The following is a 2,365-nucleotide window of genomic DNA, read 5'->3' as shown; positions in this document are numbered from 1 at the left end:
GTCCTCGCACACGGCGAGGGCGGCCCGTCGTGGTTCGTCCCTAGTGATCGAGCTCGCGCGCGATCGCCCGCATGACCTCGGAGATGCGCTGCCCGGTCTTGCGGTCGGGGTAACGCCCGCGCCGCAGATCGGGCTGGACCGCTGCTTCGAGCAGCTTGATCATGTCCTCGACCATGCCGTGCAGTTCGTCCGGCGCGCGGCGCTTCTGCTGGGCGGGAGCCTCGCGGCGACCCTGCCGCAGCGTGGGCTGCTCGAGGAGCTCGACCTTCAGCGCCTGCGGACCCCGGCGGCCCACCGCCATACCGAACTCGACGCGCTGACCGGGCTTGAGCGCTTCCACTCCCTCCGGGAGCGCCGAGGCGCGGACGTAGACGTCCTCACCCTCGTCCTGGGACAGGAAGCCGAAGCCCTTCTCGACGTCGTACCACTTCACCTTGCCGGTCGGCACCGCGCTCACCTGCTCCTCGACAGCTGTGCCCCACAGCGGGGCAACCCGTTTACCATGCAAAACAACGCGCCCCGACTCGGTCGAGCGGGACGCGTAGACACCTGTCAGTGTACCCGCAGAGGTGGGTCCGCCCCCGAATCGTCTTCCCGCTCCCGGACGTCACCGTCCGTCCTTGCGGCGACTACCGTGGTCACGTGGGTACTTCATCTTCGGATTCGTCTGCCGCCCCGCGTAACGGCCTCCTGAAGGCCGCGATCGCCTGCTTCGTCGTCGGTGTGGTGGCGGTCGTCGCCATCTTCCTCATTCCGGCGCTCACCGACGGCAAGCCCGGACTCGCGCTGTATCTGTTGACCCTCGCATGGCCGTTGGGCTTCGCCCTCGCCATCGCCTTCGCGCTGCGCTCGGGCCGGCGCGCTCGGAACGGAGACCGGACATGAGGATCCTGCTCAACATCATCTGGCTGATCTTCGGCGGGCTGTGGCTCGCGCTCGGCTACTTCGCGGCGGGTCTGATCTGCTGCATCCTCATCATCACCATCCCGTTCGGCATCGCGTCGTTCCGGATCGGTATCTACGCGCTGTGGCCGTTCGGCAAGACGACGGTCGACAAGCCGACGGCCGGCACCATGTCGCTGATCGGCAACGTCATCTGGATCCTGGTGGCCGGTATCTGGCTGGCCCTCGGCCACATCGCCACCGCGCTTGCCATGGCCGTCACGATCATTGGCATCCCGCTCGCCGTCGCCAACCTGAAGATGATCCCGATCTCCCTGATGCCCCTGGGGAAGGAGATCGTTCCTGTGGATGCCCGCCCGAGTTACATGTGATCTTTCTCACATAACGAGCCGATAACGAGCGGGACTCGAAACGGAATTTCGGGTACCCGGACCCCACTACCTGGGACTTCATTCCCTGGTCCGCGCCACGCACGTCAGTCGCCACACGAATCGGCGCGTTATCAATTGGTGACACTTCACCCTCGGAACCGTTACCGTCATGTCCGGTCGAACCGCCTGGCTCGACCGGTCCGGAACCGCCGCGCCAAATTCCTGTCCCGTGGTTCCGGAAGTCCCGACGAACGATCCACAGGGGACAGGAAACGGGGGACCCACCGGTCTCCCAGGAACCGATCGGCCCACAGCCGGACGGTGTCCAGGAGGCCCGGGCCGACGCAACCGCGACGGTCCTCGGGGTGAAGCCGAAGGCGCTCCCAACGGAGCGACACGGCCGGGCGACCTCTTCAGCCCGAACCCGACAGCTGACCTCGTAGGTGCGTACGGAGAGGAACACGGAACCGACATGAGCGGACGCCATCGCAAGCCCACCAATACCGGTCGTACCGTCGCGAAGTTCGCGCTGACGGGCGCAGTCCTCGGCGTCACGGGTGTCGCGTTCAGCGGCACGGCCGCTGCCGCCCCCGACTCCGACTGGGACCGCCTCGCACAGTGCGAGTCCGGCGGCAACTGGGGAATCAACACCGGCAACGGCTACCACGGTGGCCTGCAGTTCTCGCCGAGCACCTGGAACGCCTACGGCGGCCAGGAGTACGCCGCCTCGGCCAGCCAGGCCAGCCGCGAGCAGCAGATCGCCGTCGCCGAGCGTGTCCTCGCCGGCCAGGGCTGGGGCGCATGGCCCTCCTGCTCGTCGAGCCTCGGCCTGTCGAGCGCGCCCACGCAGCGCTCCGTCGACGCAGCGCCCAGCGCGCCCGCCGAGACCCCTGCGCCGGCCATCCAGAACGCTGTCCCGCAGCTTCCGGAGACCCCCGCTGTCCCCGCCGAGGTCCAGGGCATCCTGGCCGGCTTCGAGCAGGGCGTCACCGCACTCCAGGAGGCCGGTGTCGAGCTCGACCCGAACATCCTGGACGCCGTTCGCGCGGTGCTCCCGCAGTAACACCCCGAACATCCCGGAAGGGCCTCGC

At 68.0% G+C, this 2,365-nt stretch carries 4 protein-coding genes and 1 riboswitch; of the genes, 3 read left to right on the top strand and 1 reads right to left on the bottom strand.

Features of this window, described 5'->3' with window-relative positions; translation table 11 throughout:
- Positions 1-40 precede the first annotated feature (40 nt).
- Positions 41-448: a cold-shock protein gene (locus ACLBYD_RS15520; RefSeq protein ID WP_006551677.1), complete on the bottom strand. Its 408-nt coding sequence runs from the start codon at positions 446-448 to the stop codon at positions 41-43.
- A gap of 194 nt (positions 449-642) precedes the next feature.
- Here ACLBYD_RS15520 and ACLBYD_RS15515 point away from each other — a divergent pair, with 194 nt between their 5' ends.
- The 3 genes from ACLBYD_RS15515 (at position 643) to ACLBYD_RS15505 (ending at position 2,337) form a co-directional block, all read left to right on the top strand.
- Positions 643-885 (top strand): hypothetical protein, encoded by a 243-nt coding sequence (locus ACLBYD_RS15515; RefSeq protein WP_060652194.1) that lies wholly within the window; start codon positions 643-645, stop codon positions 883-885.
- On the top strand, positions 882-1,274 hold the full coding sequence (locus ACLBYD_RS15510; protein ID WP_024103083.1) for a YccF domain-containing protein: 393 nt from the start codon (positions 882-884) through the stop codon (positions 1,272-1,274). The genes ACLBYD_RS15515 and ACLBYD_RS15510 overlap by 4 nt, the downstream gene beginning before the upstream one ends.
- 287 nt (positions 1,275-1,561) lie before the next feature.
- Positions 1,562-1,736, top strand: a riboswitch (cyclic di-AMP (ydaO/yuaA leader).
- A gap of 10 nt (positions 1,737-1,746) precedes the next feature.
- Complete coding sequence (locus ACLBYD_RS15505) at positions 1,747-2,337, top strand: resuscitation-promoting factor Rpf1 domain-containing protein (RefSeq protein ID WP_060651985.1); 591 nt, start codon at positions 1,747-1,749, stop codon at positions 2,335-2,337.
- Positions 2,338-2,365 lie beyond the last annotated feature (28 nt).

This window comes from Rhodococcus sp. C26F, assembly GCF_053345925.1.
The sequence above is the reverse complement of the archived record's forward strand: the minus strand, read 5'-3'. Positions and strand labels throughout refer to the sequence as shown.

Bases quoted from the DNA above. Each gene is read 5' to 3' on its own strand.
- ACLBYD_RS15505 (WP_060651985.1), top strand. From the start codon at position 1,747: ATGAGCGGACGCCATCGCAAGCCCACCAATACCGGTCGTACCGTCGCG.
- ACLBYD_RS15510 (WP_024103083.1), top strand. From the start codon at position 882: ATGAGGATCCTGCTCAACATCATCTGGCTGATCTTCGGCGGGCTGTGG.